The 24894-nt window shown below is 44.2% G+C and carries 21 protein-coding genes; 10 read left to right on the top strand and 11 right to left on the bottom strand.

Translation table 11 applies throughout. The features are described 5' to 3' along the window. Window positions 1–72: 72 nt before the first annotated feature. Window positions 73–2709: an SLBB domain-containing protein gene (locus ISG33_RS02225; RefSeq protein WP_229333425.1), complete on the bottom strand. Its 2637-nt coding sequence runs from the start codon at window positions 2707–2709 to the stop codon at window positions 73–75. Between the two features lie 243 nt (window positions 2710–2952). Here ISG33_RS02225 and ISG33_RS02220 point away from each other — a divergent pair, with 243 nt between their 5' ends. The 4 genes from ISG33_RS02220 to galE all read left to right on the top strand — a co-directional run bounded on the left by ISG33_RS02220 (window position 2953) and on the right by galE (window position 7106). Next, window positions 2953–4476 carry a peptide MFS transporter gene (locus ISG33_RS02220; protein WP_195731927.1) on the top strand — a complete coding sequence of 508 codons (1524 nt, stop codon included), beginning with the start codon at window positions 2953–2955 and terminating at the stop codon, window positions 4474–4476. A gap of 478 nt (window positions 4477–4954) precedes the next feature. Then, the gene (locus ISG33_RS02215) at window positions 4955–5572 is read left to right on the top strand and encodes a hypothetical protein (RefSeq protein WP_195731926.1); all 618 of its coding nucleotides are present in this window, start codon (window positions 4955–4957) and stop codon (window positions 5570–5572) included. A gap of 113 nt (window positions 5573–5685) precedes the next feature. After that, the gene (locus tag ISG33_RS02210; protein ID WP_195732989.1) at window positions 5686–5976 is read left to right on the top strand and encodes a DUF6170 family protein; all 291 of its coding nucleotides are present in this window, start codon (window positions 5686–5688) and stop codon (window positions 5974–5976) included. A 113-nt stretch (window positions 5977–6089) separates the two neighbouring features. Next, window positions 6090–7106, top strand: coding sequence for a UDP-glucose 4-epimerase GalE (gene galE, locus ISG33_RS02205; protein WP_195731925.1), 1017 nt, complete (start codon window positions 6090–6092; stop codon window positions 7104–7106). Window positions 7107–7108: 2 nt separating this feature from the next. On the opposite strand, the gene ISG33_RS02200 is transcribed toward galE, so the two are convergent. From ISG33_RS02200 to ccmA, 10 genes are all read right to left on the bottom strand, one after another. Then, complete coding sequence (locus ISG33_RS02200; RefSeq protein ID WP_229333424.1) at window positions 7109–7951, bottom strand: MlaA family lipoprotein; 843 nt, start codon at window positions 7949–7951, stop codon at window positions 7109–7111. After that, window positions 7948–9264 carry a c-type cytochrome biogenesis protein CcmI gene (ccmI, locus tag ISG33_RS02195; protein WP_195731924.1) on the bottom strand — a complete coding sequence of 439 codons (1317 nt, stop codon included), beginning with the start codon at window positions 9262–9264 and terminating at the stop codon, window positions 7948–7950. The genes ISG33_RS02200 and ccmI overlap by 4 nt, the downstream gene beginning before the upstream one ends. Next, on the bottom strand, window positions 9264–9797 hold the full coding sequence (locus ISG33_RS02190) for a cytochrome c-type biogenesis protein (RefSeq protein WP_195732987.1): 534 nt from the start codon (window positions 9795–9797) through the stop codon (window positions 9264–9266). Before ISG33_RS02190 ends, ccmI begins: the two co-directional genes overlap by 1 nt. 67 nt (window positions 9798–9864) lie before the next feature. Continuing rightward, on the bottom strand, window positions 9865–10476 hold the full coding sequence (locus ISG33_RS02185; protein WP_195731923.1) for a redoxin family protein: 612 nt from the start codon (window positions 10474–10476) through the stop codon (window positions 9865–9867). Next, window positions 10476–12545: a heme lyase CcmF/NrfE family subunit gene (locus ISG33_RS02180; RefSeq protein WP_229333422.1), complete on the bottom strand. Its 2070-nt coding sequence runs from the start codon at window positions 12543–12545 to the stop codon at window positions 10476–10478. The genes ISG33_RS02185 and ISG33_RS02180 overlap by 1 nt, the downstream gene beginning before the upstream one ends. Next, window positions 12545–13015 (bottom strand): cytochrome c maturation protein CcmE, encoded by a 471-nt coding sequence (gene ccmE / locus ISG33_RS02175; RefSeq protein WP_195731922.1) that lies wholly within the window; start codon window positions 13013–13015, stop codon window positions 12545–12547. The genes ISG33_RS02180 and ccmE overlap by 1 nt, the downstream gene beginning before the upstream one ends. After that, on the bottom strand, window positions 12999–13313 hold the full coding sequence (gene ccmD / locus ISG33_RS02170) for a heme exporter protein CcmD (RefSeq protein ID WP_195731921.1): 315 nt from the start codon (window positions 13311–13313) through the stop codon (window positions 12999–13001). Before ccmD ends, ccmE begins: the two co-directional genes overlap by 17 nt. Then, window positions 13313–14125 carry a heme ABC transporter permease gene (locus ISG33_RS02165; protein ID WP_195731920.1) on the bottom strand — a complete coding sequence of 271 codons (813 nt, stop codon included), beginning with the start codon at window positions 14123–14125 and terminating at the stop codon, window positions 13313–13315. Before ISG33_RS02165 ends, ccmD begins: the two co-directional genes overlap by 1 nt. Continuing rightward, window positions 14125–14796 carry a heme exporter protein CcmB gene (ccmB, locus tag ISG33_RS02160; protein ID WP_195731919.1) on the bottom strand — a complete coding sequence of 224 codons (672 nt, stop codon included), beginning with the start codon at window positions 14794–14796 and terminating at the stop codon, window positions 14125–14127. The genes ISG33_RS02165 and ccmB overlap by 1 nt, the downstream gene beginning before the upstream one ends. Further along, a complete protein-coding gene (gene ccmA, locus ISG33_RS02155) occupies window positions 14790–15557 on the bottom strand; it encodes a heme ABC exporter ATP-binding protein CcmA (protein ID WP_229333421.1) in 768 nt (255 codons plus the stop codon). Before ccmA ends, ccmB begins: the two co-directional genes overlap by 7 nt. Window positions 15558–15724: 167 nt before the next feature. On the opposite strand from ccmA, the gene fliK reads away from it, so the two are divergent. The 6 genes from fliK to ISG33_RS02120 all read left to right on the top strand — a co-directional run bounded on the left by fliK (window position 15725) and on the right by ISG33_RS02120 (window position 24890). Then, window positions 15725–18334, top strand: coding sequence for a flagellar hook-length control protein FliK (fliK, locus tag ISG33_RS02145; RefSeq protein WP_195731918.1), 2610 nt, complete (start codon window positions 15725–15727; stop codon window positions 18332–18334). After that, a complete protein-coding gene (locus ISG33_RS02140; RefSeq protein WP_195731917.1) occupies window positions 18331–18636 on the top strand; it encodes an EscU/YscU/HrcU family type III secretion system export apparatus switch protein in 306 nt (101 codons plus the stop codon). The genes fliK and ISG33_RS02140 overlap by 4 nt, the downstream gene beginning before the upstream one ends. 251 nt (window positions 18637–18887) lie before the next feature. Then, complete coding sequence (locus tag ISG33_RS02135; RefSeq protein WP_195731916.1) at window positions 18888–20297, top strand: imelysin family protein; 1410 nt, start codon at window positions 18888–18890, stop codon at window positions 20295–20297. Window positions 20298–20385: 88 nt separating this feature from the next. Next, window positions 20386–22071, top strand: a complete 1686-nt coding sequence (locus ISG33_RS02130) for a di-heme oxidoreductase family protein (protein ID WP_195731915.1) — start codon at window positions 20386–20388, stop codon at window positions 22069–22071. A gap of 9 nt (window positions 22072–22080) precedes the next feature. Next, window positions 22081–23673, top strand: coding sequence for a di-heme oxidoreductase family protein (locus ISG33_RS02125; RefSeq protein ID WP_229333420.1), 1593 nt, complete (start codon window positions 22081–22083; stop codon window positions 23671–23673). 11 nt (window positions 23674–23684) lie between these two features. Continuing rightward, window positions 23685–24890: an imelysin family protein gene (locus ISG33_RS02120; protein ID WP_195731914.1), complete on the top strand. Its 1206-nt coding sequence runs from the start codon at window positions 23685–23687 to the stop codon at window positions 24888–24890. Window positions 24891–24894 lie beyond the last annotated feature (4 nt).

Raw genomic sequence — 24894 nt, 5'->3', positions numbered from 1 at the left:
AAAATTAATTTCAAACAGAGCTTGTATCAAAAACCTCACGAGTACACCTCATATTCTTAGTTAACATGTTTATCAAAGCGAACCAATAGCGGCCAACGCCACCGCACTCTGATAAATTATCTGAGTAATACCCTGCCACAACGATATATTGTCATAGTTAGTTACATCTCTTGGAACCACGATTGTGTCACCTGGTTCTAATACATTCTCCTGCCCTGACGAAAACCAAAAACTAGCTTCGGGGATCTGTATCGAACCGTTGGCTTTTACAATATAGATTTTTGAGGTATCTGCGTAATCCCTGGCACCACCAGCCAAATCGATATAATCGTTAACCGAAAGTGCAGGATCAAACATGTTGGTCGTAGATACAAACACCTCGCCAATCACTGAAACTGCAGGCGTGATATTCGGTATAACCAGAACATCACCATTTTTAATCAAAATATCTGCCGATGAGTCACCGTCAATAATTCTGCGTAAATCGATAACCATGCGACCCAAGGGTTCTACCTCACTGAGCTCATCCAATACTGCTGTAGCATTTTCGTAATCGATTGTTTTAGAAAATTGACTATTACTCAAGTTATTATTCGCTATCTGTTGGCGCAAATCTTCAACTGTTTTACCAATATTTTCTCTTTCTTTTTGTTTTAACTCTTCTCGACTGAACACAGCGCCCCGAATACTCGCCTTGCTTGTTAAGCCTCCAGCTCGTTCAATAACACTAGAAAGAGTTTCCCCTTGAGACACTTGATAACGCCCAGGAAAAACAACTTCGCCTTTGAGTTCAATAACATTATTCTCGTACCATTGGGGTATCCTTACGATACTAAACACATCCTTTGATTCGACTGCTAACTGTTTTTCCTTTGGCAGAGATAACTCTTTAAGTAAGCTCAACTTTTGATGCTTAATTCCCGACACACCATCAATCATTGTGACTCGTGATAGCTCAGCTGATTCCAAATGAGCTGACTCATTTACGCCACCTGCTGCTGCAATTAAATCACTAAGAACGAACTGTTGTGCGATCGGATATATACCTGGGAATTTAACTTGTCCAATAACTTCTGCAAGTTGAACAGGAGCATCGGTAGTCGCTTCGTTTTTCAAGCGAGCAATCAACGGTGCTAAGAGAGCCTTGCGAGAGTAGTCAGTGGTAGCACTCTTATCAAATGCTTTTGTTGTAAACCTTTCTGTTTCAATTTCTTGTAAAAAGCTAGCACTGCCACTTCTCAGAGCGTCATCAGAACTTTTTATATCACCGCTCGCGACTTCAGACGCGGCTCCGCGTGCAATGTTTTGTCCAACCTTGTTAAACACTAAAACTTCGTCGAATGCTTGTAATTCGAGATTAAATTTACCTTGTAATACGTCCTTCGGTTTAAACTGTATTATTGTTGTTTTCGTGTCAAAGCGCCCTTTTCTAGCGACAAGAGCATAGTCTAGATCGGAATTCGAAAGGATTGTTTTTTTAGTAATTAACTGGTCTAGCTTAACGCCATTCTGCGCGATGATTGAGGGAACATTTATCGCGCCATTAACTATGATAGCGTTTTTAAACTCTTGGGTTGCGGTAGGAACCCTAAGAAAATCTCCGTTTTTTAGACCTTGCGCCATAGCTGATTCATCACCACTCGCAATCGTCTTAATTGTCAAACCTTCGGTAAGAGAATTGTGCACAAGCTGCATCGAACTTCTGTCGGCCTTTGGAAGAAAACCACCAACAAGTTCTAAGAGGTCTGAAACAGTCTCGCCTTTCTTCATTTCATAGATTGCAGGGCGTCGAACTTCTCCGTCTACTGAAACGATATTCTGTGCTGTAGGAACGAATAAAACATCCCCCTGTTCGAGCCTCATGTCGTTTGACGTATCGCCGAATACGATCAAATCATATAAATCAAAAGTGGCTACAGTGTTACCGTTGCGTTTTAGTTCTATATTTCTTAATGAGCCAATATCATTGACACCGCCGCTGTTAATCAAAGCAGTCGTGATAGTCGAGAGGCTATTTATCATTAAGGGGCCTGGTTGATAAACCTCACCAACCAAAAAGATTTGAATAGTCCTTAGCTGACCCATCGACACGAAAGGTGTCACACCTATTTTTTGTTGATCGTATTTTTCTTTTACTAACTGTTTTAGTTCATTGAAACTTATACCTGCGACGTTCAGCGGCCCTAATTCCGGAATATCAATATTCCCTTCATTATTTACAACAAGCTCAAAATTGCCAGACTCTTTACCGAACAATTGAAGTTTAATTGAATCTCCAGGCCCAATAACATAGTTTGAGGGAACCGGAGTATTTGCAGCTGGTTGCGCAGCTTCTTGCCTGTTTTTGAATATATCGTATCCAAACGGTTCAAGCCTTGCAGACACGCTCTCAACGTTACTCTGCTTAGCAAGTTCATTTGCAACTTCTTTCGTGTTAACTTCGCGGGTTACAAAATCGGCTTGTTGACTTGAAGGACTAGAATTCTTAGCTTGCGCTCCACCTTGTACCATAGACAAATCAAACCCCATCTGCTTAGCCAACTGCTCCTGCTGTGCTCTAGGGAGATTCTTAAACTGCTCGATTTGTTGGGCCGATGGCACAAATGATTGAGCCATAGCAATAGGTGATACAACAATTGCGGCTGCCAAGGTTATAGTCGGAATGAGTTTAGTTATCATAGATTTTAGGGATATGGCTAATGTTGGCATGCAAACTTTCTTCATTTATTTGAGTCTTCCAAATGCCTGCAACCGTGCAGAGTTTTCCTTAATCGCGAGATCCTACTTAAAACTAGCCTATTTGTCACATGTATTCGTAAATAAAACGCTCTTTTTTTCAATGATTTCGTATGCAACGTGCTTATTAACAAACTTGCAACTTTCTTACTAACACGGGCATAATGCTGGTTGCAATAAAACGACAATGATAATAACAATAATAAAGGAAGCAGTATGCAAACCTCCTCTCCAGATGGCGGTCATGTCGATCGCACTAACGATACACGATTTTTTGGTCACCCCATGGGGCTCTCAACCCTAGCACTCACTGAAATGTGGGAGCGAATGAGTTATTATGGAATGCGAGCCTTACTTGTGCTCTTCATGGTAGCAGGTTTACAAGAAGGCGGTTTGGGTCTTACCGTTGCCGCAGCTGGTGCAATATATGGCTTGTACACCGGCGCAGTATATTTCTTTGGCCTGCCAGGTGGTTGGATAGCAGACCGTTTAATCGGTGGTCAAAAAGCCGTGTTTTATGGTGCCTGCATTATTATGACCGGACATATTATTTTGGCCATACCTACCGACTGGAGCTTTTTCATCGGTCTTATTTTCGTAGTTCTTGGTACAGGTCTGTTAAAACCAAATATTGGCGCAATGGTCGGTGAACTCTATACGCCTGAAGACAAACGTCGCGACAGTGCCTATACGCTTTATTACATGGGCATAAACATCGGTTCCGTTATTGGCTATATGGTTTGTGGGTATCTACAAGTTGAATATGGATACCATTATGCTTTTGGTGCAGCCGCAATTGGTATGGGTATCGGTATCGTTCAATACAAACTGTCTGCACATAATATTACTGGTGTTGCTGATGGCCCTAAGATTCCCTTAACTGCGGCTGGAAACAAGATAGCGTGGTCTGTAATCGTTGCGGTGTTATCACTTATTGCGGTGGTCACTTTCTTGATAATGAGCGGTTCACTTACTTTCAATGCAGTCGTTGTCGCTGAGTACGTGGCTTACACCATTGGTACTATTTTCTTAGTTTACTTCGCCTATATTTTTTTCACCGGTAACTTAAATGAAAATGAAAAACGCGGTTTAGGCGCTTTATTCCTCATTTGCGTCGCTTCTACCTGTTTTTGGGCTGGCTTTGAGCAAGCAGGCTCATCTTTGAATTTGTTTGGTCAAAACTATACAGATCGCATGATCGGTGACTTCGAAATTCCACCAGCATGGTTCCAATCAATCAACAGTTATTTCATTATTATCTTGTCGCCCTTCTTCGCTGCATTTTGGATCAACATGGCAAAGAAAATGATAGAGCCTAGTTACTCTGTAAAATGTGCTGTAGGACTCATCATAATGGCAAGCGGTTTCATTGTGATGTATTTCGCAGCTCAATATGCTGCAACTGATTTAAAGGTAGCGCCATACTGGTTAGTAGCAACCTACTTTTTACATACGGTTGGTGAATTATGCTTAAGCCCAACGGCCTTGAGTGCGGTGAGTAAGCTTTCACCGAAGCGTTTTGCTGGCCAAATGATGGGAGTATTCACTCTTACCTATGCGATGGGTAATATTATTGCTGGCTTACTGTCAGGTAATTTCGACCCCGAAAAAGTTGACCAAATGCCGGGCTTGTATATCCAGATTACTTTGTTTAGCGTTGGCGTTGGCATCTTACTATTACTGCTTTCTGTGAAAACTGGGAAGTGGGAAAAATTATCGATAGCAGCAAAATCCGAATAAAGTTCGAAAAGGCCTATCGACCAAAAAGGTGGGTTTCAACTAAGATAAGTTATTAACTAATTGGAATGATGAATAACGTCTTAATAGTTTGAACATGTTGTGACACATCAAGTCAATAATACCATTGAATAACAGTGGTATTGTTGGCCTCTAGTTTTACTGCACACCGACTATTTGTGATACGTAATGAATACAAACAAGGACTACATCAAATACAAAAGCCTACTAAATAATATCAACAATTAAAAACTGTTTGTTTCTTATTGTTTGTTTTTATTTGCTTTATTTTTATACACTCAGTGTCGGTGTTCTTTACAAAAATCAATTACCAGTAACTTTAGCGAAATATAAGCCACTGAAAAAAAACAAATTTACTTTCTGGTGTATTTTTTGCTTACATCCAGCCGAGAAGTAATAACACGTTGTTTTTACAGTGCCAATCCAAAATCAATGGAAAGGGACTAACAAGGAATATTTCATGAAATCAAAAATTCTACAGACTGTATTTGCCGGTCTGATGCTGTCTGTTTGTAACTTGGCCAATGCAGGTTTAATTACCTTTGACGCAGGATCTCCTATAGAGGAAGGATTCACGATATCTTCACTCAGTGGAAGCTTTCTTTTTGGGGAGCTTGGCAACTCTAATATACCTACATCAGGAACTCCATCGCTCTTAGTAAATAGAGGAACCCCTGCTTCCATCAATATGCAATCCACTACAGGTGAACTCTTTAACCTGTTGAGTTTTTTCGGGTCAGAAGGTAGGAATATTAATACTTCTTTTTTTCCAAGGTTTGGTGCTGAAGGTATTGAAGTTACCGGCTATTTTGCTACCGGAGGAAGCATTCAAAGTAGATTCGATTTGGATTTAATAGCGGAATTTAATCCGCTACTTGATTTTCAAAAATTTGATTTGATAGGCTTTAATGACTTATCCAGAGCAACCTTCACTGCATATGGTGCAACAAGCGCTTACTCCTTTGGAATTGACAATATTGAATTTAGCCAAACAGCGCAAGTTGCTGGACCTTCAACCTTAGTTATATTTGCACTAGGTATAATGGGATTAGCTGCTAGACGTTTTAAAAAGCGATAATTTCTTCATATAATCAAATATAAAAAGCACCTAACAATAGTTCAGGTGCTTTTTTTATGCATCAACGTAATGATACCTATATAATAGTTGAAGAGTTAACAATGGAGCCAAGCGTGAAAATTTATACTTCAACGAAGCACATTCCACAATTGAAAGATAAACCCCTTACCGAACGTATTGCAATCATGGAAGATGCAGCAAAACACATGAGCGTGCCAGAAAAGGCGATGCTCAATGTATTGAAGCTTCTAGTCTTGGTGCCGGTCTTTATTTTTTTGCTACGCATTTCTACCGACTGGACCTCATTAATTTGGGCTGCATTAATTCTCGCACTTTACCCAATCCTAGTGAAACCGATACAATACTCGTTGTGCGTGAAGCATTTGACAGGGCCTTCCGAATAACTGCAGTCCCCCATTCAAGGAACTGATGGCTTAGGTAGTCTAAGTGGATTAATAATCCGATTTATAAGATAATTATACACATTTACCGTTACATAAATACCAAAGAGTAAAACATGCAAAATATTCTCGTTACAGGCGGCACCGGCTACATAGGTAGCCACACAGTTCTTCAGCTATTAGAAGCCGGTCAAAATGTAATCATTCTCGACAACTTTGCGAACTCCTCCGACGAAAGCTTAAAGCGTGTTGAGAAAATAACAGGCAAATCCGCGGTACTTTACGAGGGAGATATCAGAGATTCATCAATTCTGAATCGCATTTTTTCAGAGCATCAGATCGATGGTGTTATTCACTTCGCAGGTTTGAAAGCGGTGGGGGAATCGGTTGAGAAACCGCTTATGTATTACGAGAACAATGTATACGGCACGCTAAACTTGTGTAAGGCAATGGCCGAACATGATGTAAAGAATATTGTATTTAGTTCATCTGCCACTGTTTACGGGGACCCAACAGAATTACCGCTACACGAAAAACTTCCTACAGGAACACCAACGAATCCGTATGGACAGTCTAAATTAATGGTAGAACTCATGCTAACCGATTTGTTCAAGGCTGATAACAACTGGAATATTGTGTTATTACGCTATTTCAATCCGGCAGGTGCGCATTCCAGCGGCCTGATAGGTGAAGATCCTAATGGTATTCCAAATAACCTAATGCCCTTCATAACGCAAGTAGCAACAGGTAAGCGAGAATACTTAAGTGTATTTGGTGACGACTACGACACGCCAGACGGTACTGGTGTGCGAGACTACATCCATGTTGACGATTTAGCTAACGGCCACCTTAAGGCTTTAGATAAGCTAAGCCAAAAAGTCGGTTTAGTGACCTACAACTTGGGCACTGGCCAAGGTTATAGTGTGCTTGAAATGGTCAGCAATTTTGAGAAAGCGTCTGGGCAAAAAGTGCCCTACAAGATCACAGCAAGGCGCAGCGGCGATGTCGCCGCCTGCTATGCAGATCCAAAGCTCGCTGCCGATGAACTAGGCTGGACAGCCGAAAAAGGCTTAAAAGAGATGTGTGAAGACAGCTGGCGCTGGCAGTCTAATAACCCTAACGGTTACGACTAAGTCTACAGGTCTTTTAACATATCTTCGAAGTTGGAGAAGTCGTCGGCTTCTTCTTCTACTTCTTCAGCTGAGCGTGCTTCAACTTTCCCGTCGGCTACTTGAAAAGCCAAACGTTGGAAGTAGGCATCACGCACGAAGAGATATTGATCCAGTGAACGGTTTAAGGTTTCTTCCTGATCTAACAAGGATGCTCTAGTTTCAAGCACATTCACCACATTTGCAGCGATAACGTAGGGGCTTTCTACAAACTCTAATGGCCAATAAACGTTATCTACGAAGGTACCGGCTAAACTCCTTGCATCGTTCGGGCCTAGGCCTGGCAACATCAAATACGGGCCCGTGCCCACACCCCACACACCCAATACTTGACCAAAATCTTCTTCTTTACGCTCCAAACCTAATTCGGAGGCAACGTCGAAGATACCCACAATTCCCACGGTGCTGTTTACTAAAAAGCGCCCCACACTGGCGATAGAATCAGTGCCTTTGCCTTGAAGTAAGTTATTGACCGCATTGGTTGGCTCGCCCAGATTCTCGGAAGCATTAAGTAGTCCTGTGCGCACAAATTGAGGTGTCACAGCAATATACCCCTTCGTCAGAGGCTTTACTAAGAAGCGGTCGAGTACCTCAAAGTTAAAATCCCACACCACTCGGTTGATTGGTTCTAAAGGGTCATTTACCCCGTCGTCATTAGCTGATTCCACCGTATTCTGCTCGGCTATGTCAGTATTAACTTCGCCAGCTTGCTTACTAGCATTTTGACTAGCACAACCGCCCATTAGCAAAGCAGCTAAGATGAGTAAGACTTTTGCGTTTGGCCCTAAGCCTATTGTATTTTGTGTCACTGCACTTCCTCAGTAATTGTTAAGTTAACAGCACTTGTGGTGTTGGCTACATCGAGATTCTCAACTCTACCTTGCAGCTCACCTGGCGCTGTCATCACGTCTTCGTCCATGGATATACGCGCAGTTATAGTGACTTGTTTAGCATTTTTCAATGAAAAGTTTGTAATCATTGCGTCACTGGTGCTTAAATTTAGTGTTATTGGGAAGCTTGGAAGAGCTATTTTTTTAACCGCTAGTGGCATTCGAGCACCTGAATTAGCATCTTGGGCAAAAACAATTAAGTAACCGGAAGGTGGCAGTTTTTCTTTCAATTCGTTCGAAATATTCACGCTAACATCAAAAGCTGGGCCTTCAGCATTTGCAGTGGTTTGTGTTGTATTGCCGTTTTGATCTTCATTGCTGTCTTGTGAATTAAGCGCAAGTAGCTCATCGCTCGCCCCCATTTTTTTAAGTTGCTCAACTAACGACACATATAATTGACTGTTTGCCGAGAGTTGCGCTTTGATGAGCGCAAAATTATCGAAGGCAGTTTCTTTGTCACCTAACTGGGCGGCGATAACCGTTAGTAATAGGCGATAATTTCGATCTTGCGGCGATTTACTCACCAAATAGAGTACTTGACGTTTTGCGTCCTGCAAGTTTTCTTCACTGCCCATCATCATAAGCGCCTGAGCGTATTGCATGCGCGTTTGATTGTCGTTGGGATTAATGTCTAAGATACGGTCGAATGCTTGCGAAGCTTCTTCACTTTGACCAAGGGTCATTCGCAAGCGCGCTAGCCACTGCCAGCCAGTAACATCATCTGGTTTCTTACGCAATTGCTGGCGGATAACCAAGGCATACTTGTTGTATTCTTCCCGAGAGACTTCCGATGCATCTTGACCTAATATACGCTGGCTCATTTGCTCTACATTACTGGTAGCGTCAACTAAGTCACGTAAACCTGAGAGCTGGTTGGCATCATAGTAAGTCCAAACACCTATCGCTAAAGCGGGAATAGCGCCAATTAGCAACGGTATTTTAGCTGATCGAGCAGACAAACTTACGCGTTCAGCTTCGTCTTGTTGGGCTTGTTGGAATTCGGCTTCCTCAGCCAAAGCAACCTTCATTTCGTTGATTGCGGTATCCATCTCATCTTCGTCGATGAGTCCTTCTTGCGCTTCTCGTTGGATCTCTTCTATACGTTGCTTGATCACATTAGCATTAGACACTTCGAAACGTTTTTTTGCGCTTCTGTCTTTAAACCATGGATAAGCGACAAACGCTATCGCAACAAGTGCGAAAAAGATGGAGTACAAATAAAAACTGACCACTATTCATCCTTCAATAGTTTATTCGCCGCAGCGATTTTATCTTGAATATCGTCATCAACCGTCGGCTTGCGTCGCAGAATAAAAACGAGCATCATTACAAAGGCGAAAATCACCGGTAGCACCCACAACCATATAGTTACAGGTGTCACAGGTGGCTGATAATACACAAAGTCGCCATATCTCTCTTTCATAAAAGCAATAACGTCGTCTTTTGATTTTCCCTGTTTCAGTAATTGATACACCTTTCTTCGCATATCATGAGCAATCATGGCGTCAGAATCAGCAATGTTCTGGTTTTGGCACATGGGGCATCGCAATACCGCAGTGAGGTCGAGAAACACCCTGCGTTGCGATGCATCATCAAAGGCATAGTTTTCCGCAGTAATAATCGGCTCTTCACTCGCATTGGGTTCAGCGCTTTCCACTTGCGCTACAGGCACACTGTTTTGTGCATGAGTTTGTGGCACTACGACAATAGCCAGGCTGCTAAATAAGCAAAAAAGGAAGCATAATTTCGTCAAAAAAGACGCCATTGCACTTGAAATTGAGCCAAATGACACAAAAACAGTCGAGTCTGATTTACTAACTTCTATCAGCGATTTATTTCCTAACATCGGCGCTTAGCTCCTCGTCGGCTGGCATTAACGCGCCCAGCTCTCGTAACACGGGCACAAACTTGTTCTTCCACACTCTGGGGTTAATATCACCTAAATGATGCACTCGAATAACGCCTTGACTGTCAACAAGAAAGTGCTCTGGTGCTCCTGTAACGCCTAAATCTAAAGCAGTATCTCGATATACATCAAAAATATTAAAGGCATAAGGATTGCCGTATTTTGCTAAGGTAGTCACTACTTCGGAGCGAACGCGTTCAAGCGTTTTAGTGCCAAAATCTGGATCGAGGTCTTGGTCGTAATACAAACCTACAATGCGATAGCCTTGATCCTTTAGTGTTTCAAGATAAGGTAGCTCTATGGCGCAAGTGACACACCAAACGCCCCATACATTCACTAAGGTCACGTTGCCGTCGAAAACGCTGTTGTCGTAGCTTAGCGATTCATCCATTAGATCAGGCAAAGTGAAAGGTGGAAAGGCTTCGGCTAGCACTTCTGATTCTCGGTCGCGCGGGTCAGAAAAAAGCCCTTGAAAGAGAAACACACTCAAGCCCAAAAACAGAAACAGGGGCAATAAGAACCATATAATACGTTTCACTAGCTTTGCTCTCCTGCTGGCTTCGCAGCCACAACGTTTTGACTGGCACCTAGCGTTGGAGAGCCTGCAATCTGCGCTTCCGGACTATTTCCCTCGCCATGTCGTCCGATAACTGATTTCCACTTTGCCATCTTTTTGATGCGATAGCGTTTGTCCGACATAGAGAAAATACCACCAACACACATGATGAAGGCGCCCCCCCATATCCACACCACAAAAGGTTTGTAGTAAAGCCTTACCGCCCAACCATTGTTAGATAATGGCTCTCCTAAGGCAACAAAGAGGTCACGCGTGAGAGTGGTATGTATACCGGCTTCAGTCATCGACGTTCGCTGTACTGGATAGAAGCGCTTTTCAGGTTCGAGGTGACTGACGAACTCGCCATTTTTATACACATCGAAAATACCGCGATCGGCACTGTAATTTGGCCCTTGCACTTGTTTAACACCGTCGAACTTAACAGTATAATCAGCGATTGTGACGGTATCTCCTGCGTTCATGCGTACATCACGCTCAAGTTCATAATTACTTACTAAAGTAATACCGATTAAGGTAACGGCAAAACCAACATGACCCAGCACCATTCCCCAGTGACTTGGTGTCAGTTTTTTAAGCGACGCTAAAAGTGGCTCTTCACGCGTATTTGACGTCACTCGCTGTCTAACCTCTAATACCACAGCAATCAATATCCAAAAGCTCAAGACCAATCCTAACATGCCCATATAAGTTGCTTCATCGTAGGTGAAGTTAATCAAAACACCCGCCGATACACCTAGAAAAAGTGCAAGCAATAACTGGTTTCGAAGCGCGCTAGGGGCTTGTTTTTTCCATCTAGATAGTGGGCCTATTGCCATAAACACAACAAAAGGAACCACCAGTAAGGTAAACATTTCATTGAAGAATGGCGCTCCGATTGAAATAGTGCCCATGCCTAGCTCTTTATGTACCAAGGGTAGCAGAGTACCCAACAATACAACGATGGTAGCGGCAACCAGTAACACATTGTTTCCCATCAACATCATTTCTCGAGAAAATATCTCATAGCGCCCAACACTTTTTAGTTGCGAGGCCCTGATTGCATAGAGCAACAAAGAACCACCGATAACAATAACCAAGAGTCCTAGTATGAATAAGCCTCTGGATGGGTCGCTAGCAAAACTATGGACTGAAACTAAGACTCCTGAGCGCACGAGAAAAGTACCAAGCAAGCTTAATGAAAATGCGGCGATTGCCAAAAGCACTGTCCATGATTTAAACACTTTACGCTTTTCTGTGACTGCAAGGCTGTGCATTAAGGCGGTGCCAACCAACCACGGCATAAAGGAGGCATTTTCAACTGGATCCCAGAACCACCATCCGCCCCAACCAAGTTCATAATAAGCCCACCAACTGCCCAAAGCGATGCCAATAGTGAGGAAACTCCATGCGGCGATTGTCCATGGGCGCGACCAACGTGCCCAAGTAGAATCAAGTTGGCCTCCAATGAGAGCGGCTATGGCGAAGGCGAAAGCAACGGAAAAGCCCACATAGCCCATATACAGCATTGGTGGGTGAATAATCATGCCAAAATCTTGTAGTAATGGGTTTAAATCACGCCCATCAACGGGGAAAAACGGTAGCAAGCTATCGAAAGGGTTGGAGGTGAGCAACATAAATAAGTAGAAGCCGATGCTTACCATCCCTAACACCGAAAGCACTCTGGCTATCATCGCCTGCGGAATACCTTTAGAAAACAAGGCGACGCCAACCGTCCAGACTGCAAAAATCAAACACCAAAGCAGGAATGAACCTTCGTGACCGCCCCATACCGCGGTAATTTTGTAATACCATGGCAGCGCGCTATTGGAATTTTGGGCAACATACGCCACACTAAAGTCGTCAACGTAAAACGAATAGGTCAGGCAAAGATAGGCGAAGGCAGTAAACAGAAATAATCCAAAGGCCAAAGGGCGCCCCATGCGCATCATCGTTTGGTTATGGATTTGCGCCCCCCACAGTGGGTACACAGCGAGTAATATAGATAAAACCAGTGCAATGATGAGGGCAACGTTACCAAGTTCAGGGATCATTAGTAACCCGCCTCCTCTGGTTTCACATGCTTAATGCCTTTAAGTTGCTCTGCAAGCTCAGGCGGCATATATTCTTCATCATGTTTAGCTAACACTTCGTGAGCGACAATAAGATTCTCTTTCTCTAATATGCCAGTAGCCACTATCCCTTGCCCTTCACGAAACAAGTCAGGAAGACTGCCATTAAACTGCACAGTGACTTTAGGCCCTGTATCCATCAGGTCGAAACTGACAGCAAGTGTTGCTTCATCACGAGAAACAGAACCAGGCACGACCAAACCACCTATACGCAAGCGTTGTCCGAGCACCGGTTTCTGCCCAGTCTTCTGTTTTCCTTGCATAATTTCAGTGGGAGTATAAAAGACGTCAATTGAATCTTGAAGGGCATACAACATAAAGCCGATAGATAATACCAATAGAACGCCGATACTCGATACTGCGAACAAACGTTGTTTACGTCTTGGGTTCATGACTTACCTCATCATTAGAATTTGAATTTGTTGGCGCAGCTTCTACCCTGCTAATTTCTGAGTCTTGAGTTTCTCTTTTAAGACGCATTTTTTCACTTCTTGCGACCCTAGCATCAATAATACGCTGAGCACGCGCCGCTTCTTTTTTTACGCCTTGTTGAATCTTTTTGCTCACAAACACACTCTGAATGAATAAGGCGAGCATGCAAATGAAGGTGCACGCGAACGAAAGCCATACAAAAAGTGCGTAGCCACCCATATCGAAAAAATCAGCCATCGTCTCGAATTGAAATTCCATTATTTGGCCTCCCTTTGCTCAGAAGTCTGTGCAGTGCCGCCCAAAATTTTATCACTCCGACGAAGTTTCTGCGGCGTGACAACACCAAACATTTTTGCCACCCAGGGGCGATGCATATCCCGAATAACTATTTCGTTCTTCATGCGAATTAAGGTAACCCAACCAATAAAAGCGGCGAAACCTACAATACAAATTAATAAAGGCCACAACATGTCAGGTGCAATAGAAGGCTTTCCAATTTTTGTGATTGTTGCGCCCTGATGCAGGGTGTTCCACCATTCAACCGAATAGTGAATAATGGGAATGTTTATAACGCCAACCATCGCCATCACACCTGAAGCCTTGCCGGCTTGTTGCTTGTCGTCAAAAGCTGAATAGAGGGCTATTACGCCTAGGTATAGAAATAACAGAATTAATTGAGAGGTTAAGCGAGCATCCCATATCCACCATGTTCCCCACATTGGCTTACCCCAAAATGAACCGGTAAAAAGAGATATGAAAGTCATAACAGCACCAACCGGCGCGATAGCAATCATAAACATGAAAGCGGTACGCCACTGCCATACAATGCCTACTAAGGCCCCCACTGCCATCGCAACATATGCGCCCATAGCAAGTATTGCGCTGGGAACGTGTATATAGATAATTCGAAAAGAGTCTCCCTGCTGGTAGTCAGGTGGTGCAAAACCCAAGCCCCAAGTAATACCGACAATTAGACTCACGATGGCCACAACAGCAAACCACGGAATAAGCACAGTTGCTAGCCAATGCGCTTTTTCAGGTTTTGCAAACGAATTAATCCACTTCCACATTAACTTTGACTCACTTTTAATGAATATGCGATCGCCATGGGCGATAAAGCAACTGAAAACAGCAACATTGCACCAATAATAGCAAGTTGCGGTTGATATGGTAATAACATCGACGCTGATTCAATCGCCGATGTGGCAAATATTAACAACGGTATAAAAATAGGGATCAACAACAACGCCAGAAGCACCCCACCTCGATGCAAACCAACGGTTAAAGCAACACCAATTGCACCCACAAAACTAATTAACGGCGTACCCAACAAAAGCGTTAGCATCAATGCCACGTACATATCTACGGAAAGATTCAGAAACAGGGCTAATAAAGGAGAAATTAAAAACAGCGGGACAATGTGCATCAACCAGTGGGTAAGTACCTTCACAACAACAATGAGATATAGCGGTATTGGCGACAATATGTATTGTTCGAGTGTACCGTCGGCAAAATCATCTCGAAACAAACGCTCCATGCCTAACAATAAAGACAAAATAGCGGCAACCCATATCACACCACCTCCGATTCGCTGAAGCGTTTCAGGACTGGGACCCACAGCTAATGGGAACAAGGTAATCACCAGTACAAAAAACATTAGCGGTTGCATCAACTCAGCAATTTGTCTGTAAGCCAAGGCTATATCTTTTTTAAATACAGCCAGTAGTGCCTTAGTTACCATTGATACTCCAAATGCATATTGGTGATCGGGTGATCAATGTTAAGCGCCTGATGCGATGTCATTAACACCGCACCGCCGCTTTGCAGAAATTCGCGTATTTTATTTTCTAAGCTGGCGATAAGATTCACATCGAGAGCTGTAAAAGGTTCGTCTAGCACCCACAAATTAGCATGTGTTTTTAACCATAACTTGGCTAAAGAAACTCTGCGCTGTTGTCCAGCGGATAAGTTCTTTAAGGGTAAATCCTCGAGGCCAGTTAAGCCAAGCTCCCCTAAAATGGTAATAATGTCTGCTTCGCTCACTACGATGTTGTGCAATTTACACCACGACATGAGATTCTCGACAGGCGTGAGCAATTGGCTTACCCCCTGCTTATGTCCGAAATAGAGTAATTTTTCGCTGGCTTGGTCAGTGTTGCTGTGTACATCTGTGCCGTTGATTTCAACACGACCTTGTGTGAACTCATTTGTTGAAGCATCGTCTGGTTTCGCTGACGCGCTTTCTGGTCTTGCGTGTGCGCTCTCGAATCTTGCTGGGGCGCTTTCTACTCTTGCTGGGGCGCTCTCGAATCTTGCTGGGGCGCTCTCTATTCTTGCTGGCGCGCTTAGCCCCACAAGAATGCGGAGCAAGCTGGTTTTGCCCGCGCCGTTCTCGCCGGTAAGATGGATGAGCTGAGAAGCAGACAGATGGATATTAACGTCACTAAAGAGACGCCTGTCACTTTTTTCACATGCAATATTTTGAGCTACTAATATCGTCAAACGCCACTACTCGTTTTAATATGTTAATCAACGAGATACTACCATAATATTTATCTGTCATAAGGCCTTAATAAATTATTTAGCTATGTAATTCTCGATGAATTTGATAAATATCAAACGAATGATCCATATTGTTGCTTTTTCGCATCGCTTGCCGATAATAAAGTATGTCGAATTTTAATTCTGTTCCACCAACCCAAACAAATGCGCTTGCCCGTGGTGGCGAGAATGCAGGAGTGAGCTCTCGAGACTCTAGTGGTGTGGGCGCTATCGCCAATCAAACACTCGCGCGAGTGCTAGTATCGCAAGTCACACCAACGGTAGTCACACTCACCAACCCACAAAATAAACAAGCCATTCAAGTATCTGCCTCAATATTTTCTGATAAAACATCCGGGGCTACTAAGCTAGCAGTAACAAGCGGTCAAGCGTTTGACTTGCTGCAATTGGCGAATAAACCCAATACTTATTTATTGATCGCCGCAAATACCGGAAGTTCGAGCACAACAAGCCAAGCAAGTAATCAAGCCACGCAAGCCGCAATTGCAAACAAACTTCCCTCAGCGCTACTCTCTAATAACGTTAATATCAACGACAACCAAATCAATAGCTTACTGACGAAAGCTGCGTCGCTTGGAAACATTACAATTTCTGGCACAAGCACGGCAGCGCTACAAGGTTCAATCGTAGGTATTAGTAATGCATCGGGCTTAACTCAACTGAGTATCAAATTCCAAGTAGCGGGTTCAAATTTAGGGGCTCAACAAGCACAGATCACACTCAGCACTGCGCAAGCCAGTGCCTTCAAGCTTGGCGACCAAGTGCAGATTAACGCAGACTTAAGTGGTAAAAGCCCCAAAATATTATCAATAAACAACCTGTCCACTAATTCAACAACTGTATTAACGGCAAGTCAGGGGCAGTTAAACAAAGGTGTGCTTCCCACTGCCCTGTTAAACACCTCCTTACTCGAGGCGATTGCAACTAAAGCTGGAGCGGTGCAAGCAGCTCCAACAGGAGCCAACCAAAGTATAGCCTCACCGAACAAATTACTCATACCGTTAAACCAAAATCTACTTGCGCTACTACCAAAGAGCCTGCAGGAGAGTTTTCAGAACCTGAGCAAACAAGCAGTCAGTGAGCTGGCGAATTCAATCAATAATGGCAAAGACAACGCTGTTGCAGCGCGCGGCGAAAGTGCGGGTAGCAAAAGTCTATTTTTGTCGATTGAAGCCGGCAAAACAAAAGGCTCGCTAAGCATTTCAGTGCTAGGTAATTTACGACCACAACGATTCGAGCTCAGCGCTGCCCAGGCACAGTCATTGCTACTAAAGTCGTCTAGTAGCGCTGCACTTTCGGGTGTTGCGCAATCATCAGACAGCCCCCTTGAACGTGCACCTGTAAATGCTCGCAATATTGTGATCCCTACGAAAGCAGATTTAATCGCCAAAAACGCGCTATTTAATCAACGGGTGAATAATTTCGCGGCAGCTAGCATGGCAAGAGCCAACCCCACAAGTGTGCCAGACGATATTCCAAAAGCCTCTAACACGCAGTCAGTGCCGCAATTTGAATCGAATAAGCTATTGCAGAAGCTTGTGCAAACACTCATACAAAAGGGGCAGATTAATCCTAGCAGCGCAGACCCTAGCGCCAAGGTACTCAACCCAGTAATCGAGCAAATCATAAAGCAAATCGCTCATCTACAAGGTAGTGTTGATGCTAATGCGGATGTGAAAACTAAAGAAGCATTATCAACACCGAACGCAAACCCTAGTCAAAATAAACCACTAAGTTCAGTTGACATCAAAGCGATTGCGAAAGCGCTTGATTTCGGAGTTTTGAAAAACTCACTCCAAGAGTTAAATAAGCAAAGCTTGGTGTTGTCGGGGTCTCAGTCTCAAAGTATCGCCAGTATCAATTCTCAGCTTAACGCGGTATTAACTAACAGTGCTGAGCTCGACCAGCTAAGTCCAGAGACCCAACAGCTTTTAAAAAGCATTAAAGAACAATTGCCAAAAACTGACTCAAATGTGCCTAATTTGGATAGTAGGACTATTCAAACTCTGCTCGCTTCACCACTTAACCCGCCGCCAATTTCGGCCCTTGCGAGTATTAGCCAAGGTGGATTTTTATCGGGCTTAGTGACTCTTCTACAGGTAAGTTTGGCGTCCAAACTGCAACGCCAATCAAATAAGCAGGCCAGCAAACTGCAAGATCAGATCCCCGACATCGTGAAAAATATCATACCAACAATATCTAACGTGCAGAGTGCGAGGATGATGCAGGACTTTCGACAATTCGATGCCAAACATAATTTATCAGCAGAGGTTGCCAAGCTATTAGCGAATCATCAACACAGTAAAATAACAAGTGCAGAATCGTCGTTACAAGGGCAAGACCAACTCTATTACTCGCTACCGAATCTGTTGAATAAAGACGCCGACGACCTCGAGCTGCTCATTAAGCGCGAAAGCCAAGAAAAGAAAAATACTGCCAACGAAGAGAGTGTTTCGTCATGGTATTTAACAATGAAACTTGATGTGGGCGAACACGGTAAAATATTGGCCAAGACGCAGTTAACTGAAAACCAAATTAAATTACAACTTTACACATCAACCGAAACGCTAAAGAACAAAGCACTGAATATGCTTCCCTATCTGCAAAAGCGACTAGCACAGTTGGGCATTGATTTAATCGAACGCTCCTGCGCCATTGGCAAAGTTCCTACACAACTAAAGCCTGAGCATTATCATTTATTTGAGACAAAAGTATGAGTGAAATGAAAAAAGCGGTCGGCCTGAAGTACAACAGCCACGATACAGAAGCACCAACGATAATAGCCAAAGGCTTTGGTGACATGGCCGACGATATTATAGCCTTGGCAAAAGAGCATGGCGTGTTGATTCACGAAGACCCTTACCTCAGCGATTTGTTATCGAGAATGGACTTGGGGCAAGAGATCCCGGAAAGCCTCTACCATGTTATTGCCGAACTCATTTCGTTTTCCTACATGCTACAAGGCAAATTCCCCGAATCATGGAGTAATGTTCACGAACACATAGATTTTAAAGAATAGCATAAAGCACCCCGCTCATTTTTCCTCTATCTTTCTTTCCTTTATCTTTTTTTCTTTCTCTTCCCTTTGGCGCCGCCACGAAGGCGATTTTCAGTGCAAAAACCCTCTATCACACAAAAATAATCAGAGAAAACCTTACATTTTATTCGAAAAAACCATTGCAATCACGCCCAAACGGATCAACAATGATAATCATTATCATTTAGGTATTCATTAAGAGTACCATTTTGTTATCTAAAGGAAGGTTAACAATGAAAAAACGTAGTTTAGCTATCGCAATAGCACTTACTTTCACCCTCGGTGCATGCGTCGACGACGGCGACGATGGCCTCAATGGCGTTGACGGTGTCACTGGTGCTGATGGCGCACCTGGTCAAAATGGTGTTAGCACCTTCGTCAGCAGAGATGACGTGGTTGCCACTAATGCAAACATTGCTTATGCCGCCTATGCTGATTCTCTTATCAGTGTGGTCGCACTCAGAAACAGTTTGGAAACATTTATAGCTTCTCCGACAGAAGCAAACTTTACGCTAGCCAAGCAGGCATGGCTTGCTTCACGCGAACCCTATGGTCAAACTGAAGTATATCGCTTCCGCGTAGGCCCTATTGATGCATTAAAAGAAGACGGCACAATGGGTGATGATGGTGATGGTCCAGAAGGTAGCATCAATGCTTGGCCTTTAGGTGAAGCTATTATTGATTACGTTGCGCCAGTAGTTGATGGAAACTCAGGCCCAGAAAGTGCCGAAAATGCTTTAAGTGGTAATGCCATCGCCAATATCACCGACTACCCCGTTATTGATAAAGAAACAATCAGTTCGCTTTTTGAATTCGGTGAAGACGAGCGCAACGTTACCACAGGCTATCACGCTATTGAGTTTTTACTGTGGGGCCAAGATCTCAATGAAGACTTGAGTGGCGCAGGCCAAAGAGACTCATCAGGTGGTCAGCGTCCGGTAAGTGATTTCTACACAACTGAAAACGGCAATCCTAATGCCTGCACTTCCGGCGAAGTTGCAGTCGTTGAAGATATTTGTGCACGCCGCGGCGATTATCTGCTAGCTGCTACCGACATTCTAATCGACGACCTCACCGCCGTGGTTGAAGCTTGGGAGCCAGGTGCTGGTGTTCACTATAACGCTTACATCGCTGGCGGCGATGTTTCACTTGCTAAAATATTCGAAGGAATGGGCCGCTTGAGCTTTGGTGAACTCGGTGGTGAGCGTATAAAAATAGCGCTAGCCACAGACTCTCAAGAAGATGAACATTCTTGCTTTAGCGACAATACCCATCGCGACATATTTCTCAACGCAAAAGGTGTGCAGAACAGTTTCCTAGGGTCGTATACACGCATTGATGGTGAGCTTATCGAAGGTGCTTCACCGTACGACTTAATGGTCGTTGAGGGTCATTTCGAGTTAGCCAACCAGCTTCGCGCATCACTTGAAGAGACCATGGCCAAGGCAGCGGTAATTGATACAAAAGCAAAAACCGGTACGCCTTTTGACCAACTTATTCAAGAAGGTGTTGAGCAAGAAAATATCACCGCGGTAATTGCAGCGCTTGTTCAGCAAACTGACGATATCGAGCAAGCAATCAGTGCACTAGGCATCACAACCAATGACCTACGACAAGATACTGAAGAGGATATTGGTGGCTAATACGCTAGCTCATAGACCAACTATCTTACGCTAAAACCGAAGGGGCATTCATTGCCCCTTTCGGCATTTTTATAAATTGGGCAAATAAATGAAATATATTCACAAGGCTATCTTTTTTATTACAGTGTTCGTGCTTAGCGCCTGTGGTGGTGGAGGCTCTACTGACCAAGAGACAACACCACCTGAGACTCCACCGGTTTCTCCTCCAATATCTACGCCAGTATTGGACCATAGTGGGCTTGAGCCACTCTCGGCATCAGTGCCAGATAACGCTGAGTATTTATCAGGCGGAGATGCAACCTTGTTTGTCACGAACGAAGACGCATTTAGCACTCGTCCAGATCCTATAAAAGATGATTTTCAACTCGATGGTTTTTTTACTTCCGGCGACCATATCTTTCGAACGCCACACGACAACGCCGGCCCACTATTGAATACAAATAATTGCCAAGGTTGTCATTTAAACGACGGCCGCGGTGTGCTGCCGCTCGATACAAGTTCCCCACTAACGAGTGCACTGGTAAAAATTGGCGACTCCCTCGGAAACCCCGACCCTGTGTACGGAAGTCAAATACAAACATTTGCAATTCAAAGCTTTGATAGCAGTGACTTTGAGTCAGGCTGGCCAGTTTATAATGCCTCGATAAACGGAGACCAACTTAAAGGGGAAGCCTTTACCGAAATTCACTACGAATTAATCTCGGGCACCTACCCTGATGGCACAAGTTACGAGCTTCGAAAGCCGATTTACAAAATCAGAGATACCAGCTTTGGGCCATTTACTGAGGATATTCGCTTTTCAGTAAGAGTGTCTCCACAAGTATTTGGCGCGGGTTTATTAGCGGCAATTCCTCAAGAGAATATACTCGCGCTAGCTGATGAAAATGATAGCAACAATGACGGTATAAGCGGCAGGGCATCGTTTGTACTAGATGTAAGTAACGTCAATCAAGCACCTGAAACCGTTATCGGCCGATTTACTTACAAAGCGCAAACACCGAATGTATTGCAACAAGCTGCTGCAGCTTACAGAGGCGATACAGGCGTCACTAGCTCAATATTTCCAGATGAAGTGTGTACTAGCAATCAAGTGGCTTGTGAAGTCGCCGTTGAAAGAGAAGGCAAGGTAAAACCAGAACATGACATATCAGATAACTCACTTGCCTTGGTGGAATTTTATAACCGAGTGCTAGGAGTACCCGCCAGGCGCGGTTTTGATAGCACGAATGCCATTTGGGAAACTGACATAGTATTGGGCCGTGAACACTTCTTCAATAACGGCTGTGTTGCTTGTCATACGCCCCGTCATATAACTGAAGAAGCGGCTGGAAGTGTGCTTGGTGAACTCACTCTTACCGGCTTAGAAGAAAATGCGAGCCCTATTGAAATGTTGAGCAATCAAGTCATATTTCCTTATACCGATCTACTCCTGCACGACATGGGCGGAAGCTGTTCTGTCACTCGCGAGTTGGCAGATGGTAGCTCATGCTCTAGTGGGCAAGCTTGTTTTTATGTTCAACGCTGCGACGGGCTGGCTGATGGTTTAATACAAGGTGACGCTAGCGGCAGTGAGTGGAAAACACCACCACTTTGGGGCTTAGGGCTTGTACAAACTGTGAATGCACGAGCTAGCTTTCTGCATGATGGGCGCGCCAGAACTATTGAAGAAGCTGTACTTTGGCATGGCGGCGAAGCAATGGCGTCGAAGCAAGCCTTCATGCAAATGGACGAACAACAGCGACAACAATTACTCAGCTTTTTAGCTTCATTGTAGGGAAATCAAGTGTCAGTTGAACGGAATCTAATAGCAGATAGCAGCCGCAGAGTAGCTTTTTACAGAGCCAATAAGGGTGCTTGTTTGTTTGCTTGCGCATTGTTTATTCTCATGGCCTGTTCCGAGGGGCAGCAAGTCGATTCAGCTCCAGAGCAAAGTACTGATGCGCTATTGCCCGGTGGCGATCTAACGGCAAATAGACTATCCGATCATAGCTACGTGGAAGTATCTAAAAAACTCAGTGCAATGCAGCGCTTAGATTTCTGGACAGGTTTTTCATTATTTCGCGACCCATGGGTAATAGCGCCCAGTTCTACCGCCGATAGAGACGGTTTGGGGCCACTATTTAATACTCGCTCATGTATTAGCTGTCATTCCGGCGGTGCCAGAGGGCCAGCCACGCTTGAAGGTATATCAAAACCGTCGAGTCTAGTCTTAAGGCTTGGACAGGTTTGGGAGGCGTCTGAACAGCCAAACCAACTTGCCGAGGATGAGAGTAAAAGGGCCATGATGATGACGAAGGCTTTTGAATCGTCGTCAACTTTTGCGCGCTACGGTGGTCAAATTCAGCCCAGAGCAATCCAAATTCAGCATCCCTCAATGAGCAAGCCTTTAGTTGGCGAAGCAAAACTTGACCTCCGCTACACAACGCTAAAAGGCACCTACGCAGACGGCAGTGAATACGAACTTCGTCAACCAAACTACCGCTTACATGATTTGGCTTTTGGCAGCTTGAGTGAAGGCACCGACTTGTCACCGCGTTTTGCCCCGCCCATTTTCGGTTCAGGTTTACTTGATGCAATATCAGAAGACGACCTTATCGCTCAAGCCGACCCCAACGATATAGACGGAGATGGGATTAGCGGTAAATACAATCAAGTACCTCTTATTAGGCACCAAGCTTCGAATCAACAAAGTGACGAACTAAGAATAGGAAGATTTGGTTGGAAAGCTAAACATCCAACTCTGATGCAACAAGTGGCAGCGGCTTTCGTTGACGACATAGGCATTACAAATAATTATTTTCCTGACGAAACCTGCAGCACAAACGAAAAAGACTGCCAAATAGCCGCTTTATTAGGTTTGCCAAAAGCCACTAAGGCTAGTCGAAAGCCCGTTGAAATCCCCGACAAACTGCTTAATCTCGTACTCAAGGTCAATCTGTTTATGGCGGTTCCCCCTGCCAGAGACCTTTCAAGTCCGTCGGCAATATCTGGGCGCAAGCTTTTTTACCAAGCGAAGTGCCATAGTTGTCATACACCAAGCTATACCACCTCAGAAGACTATCCGATTGAGGCACTCGCCAAGCAAAAAATATGGCCATATACCGATTTAGCCTTACACGATATGGGACCAGCATTAGCTGACAACGTGGTTGAATACTCGGCAACGGGCCAAGAATGGAAAACACCACCTCTGTGGGGAATTGGCTTGAGAAAAGCTTATCAATCTGACGCCGTGTATCTGCACGACGGCAGAGCACAAACAATAGAAGAAGCCATTCTTTGGCATGGTGGCGAAGCACAAGCCAGTAAAGAATTTTTTAAGCAACTCGATGCCGCATCGAGGGCAGACTTGCTTACCTTTTTAAATGCGATTTAGGAGCATAAACGATGAAATTAATTTCCCAAATAAACACGGCACGAAGACTACAAGGTAGCTTTGTTGTGGCGCTCATAGCATCATGTTTGAGCGCTTGTGGGGGTGGAGGCGGCAGTGTTGACGATCCTGTACTCGACCCGCCAGCGCCCGTTGAACCCCCTATCACATCGCCTGCCGTTGATTTACCAGCAGAATTCACAAGCTACCTTACGGGCCTGGCAGACAATATTATTTTGCCTGGCTATCAAAATTTGGCAAATCAAACTGACGCTTTGCTTACACAAGGCACAAGCTTCTGTGCGATGGCTTCACCTAGTATCGAAGACCTCGCTGCACTGCAACAGCAATGGAAAGCTAGCAACTTGGCCTGGCAGGCCATTCAATGGGTTAAAATTGGCCCCGTGGTAGATGAAAATAGACTGTTTAGGATTCAATTTTGGCCTGATACAAACGGTGCAGTTGCGCGGGGTGTCGAGGGGCTTCTAATAGAGGCAGACACCGTCACCGCAGAGCTCGTTTCAGGTAGAAATGTAGGCGGTCAGGGACTTCCTGCACTTGAATACTTGCTGTATCCAGACAACAGTATCAATAACCTGCATAGCAGTAGCGACCGTGCAAAACGCTGTGAAGTGTTTGTCGCAATATCACAAAACTTATTTAATATCAGCGCCACCATCGCCTCTAGCTGGTCGAGTAACGGTGGCAACTATCGCCAAGCGCTTATTTCAGGCAGTGGCGAATTTACTTCGGTTACTGATGCTGTAGAAGAACTCGCTACAAACTGGCTTGAATCTTTGGAGATTGTAAAAGATGAGAAAGTACTCTTTCCACTAGGGAGTGTAACGCCTGGCAATATTACAATTTCTGAATTCCCAAAAAGCGCACAGTCACTGGCCAGTATTCAGGCGAATATGGAGAGTTTTCTGGCACTCTACCAAAATGGTGAATCTACGGGTTTCGATAGTATTTTAGCCGACAGTCTTGATCAAGGCACAATAAACGAACAAATGCTTAACGCCTTAAACGCACAGCTTAATCGCCTGGCAACGATCACTAACAACTATGACTCTTTGGATGCCATGCTCAGCAACGAAGCTGGTCGCGCAGAGTTAAATGCCCTTGTCGAAGAAATAAGAATAACGCGCGATATTTTGTCGACGAGTTTCGTACAGGCACTCGATATCAACATTGGCTTTAACTCAAATGATGGTGATTAACAGA

The sequence above is a fragment of the Marinibium conchae genome, from assembly GCF_015595035.1.
Taxonomy (GTDB): Bacteria; Pseudomonadota; Gammaproteobacteria; order Enterobacterales; family Alteromonadaceae; genus Glaciecola.
This window is presented reverse-complemented; position numbering and strand designations above follow the sequence as displayed.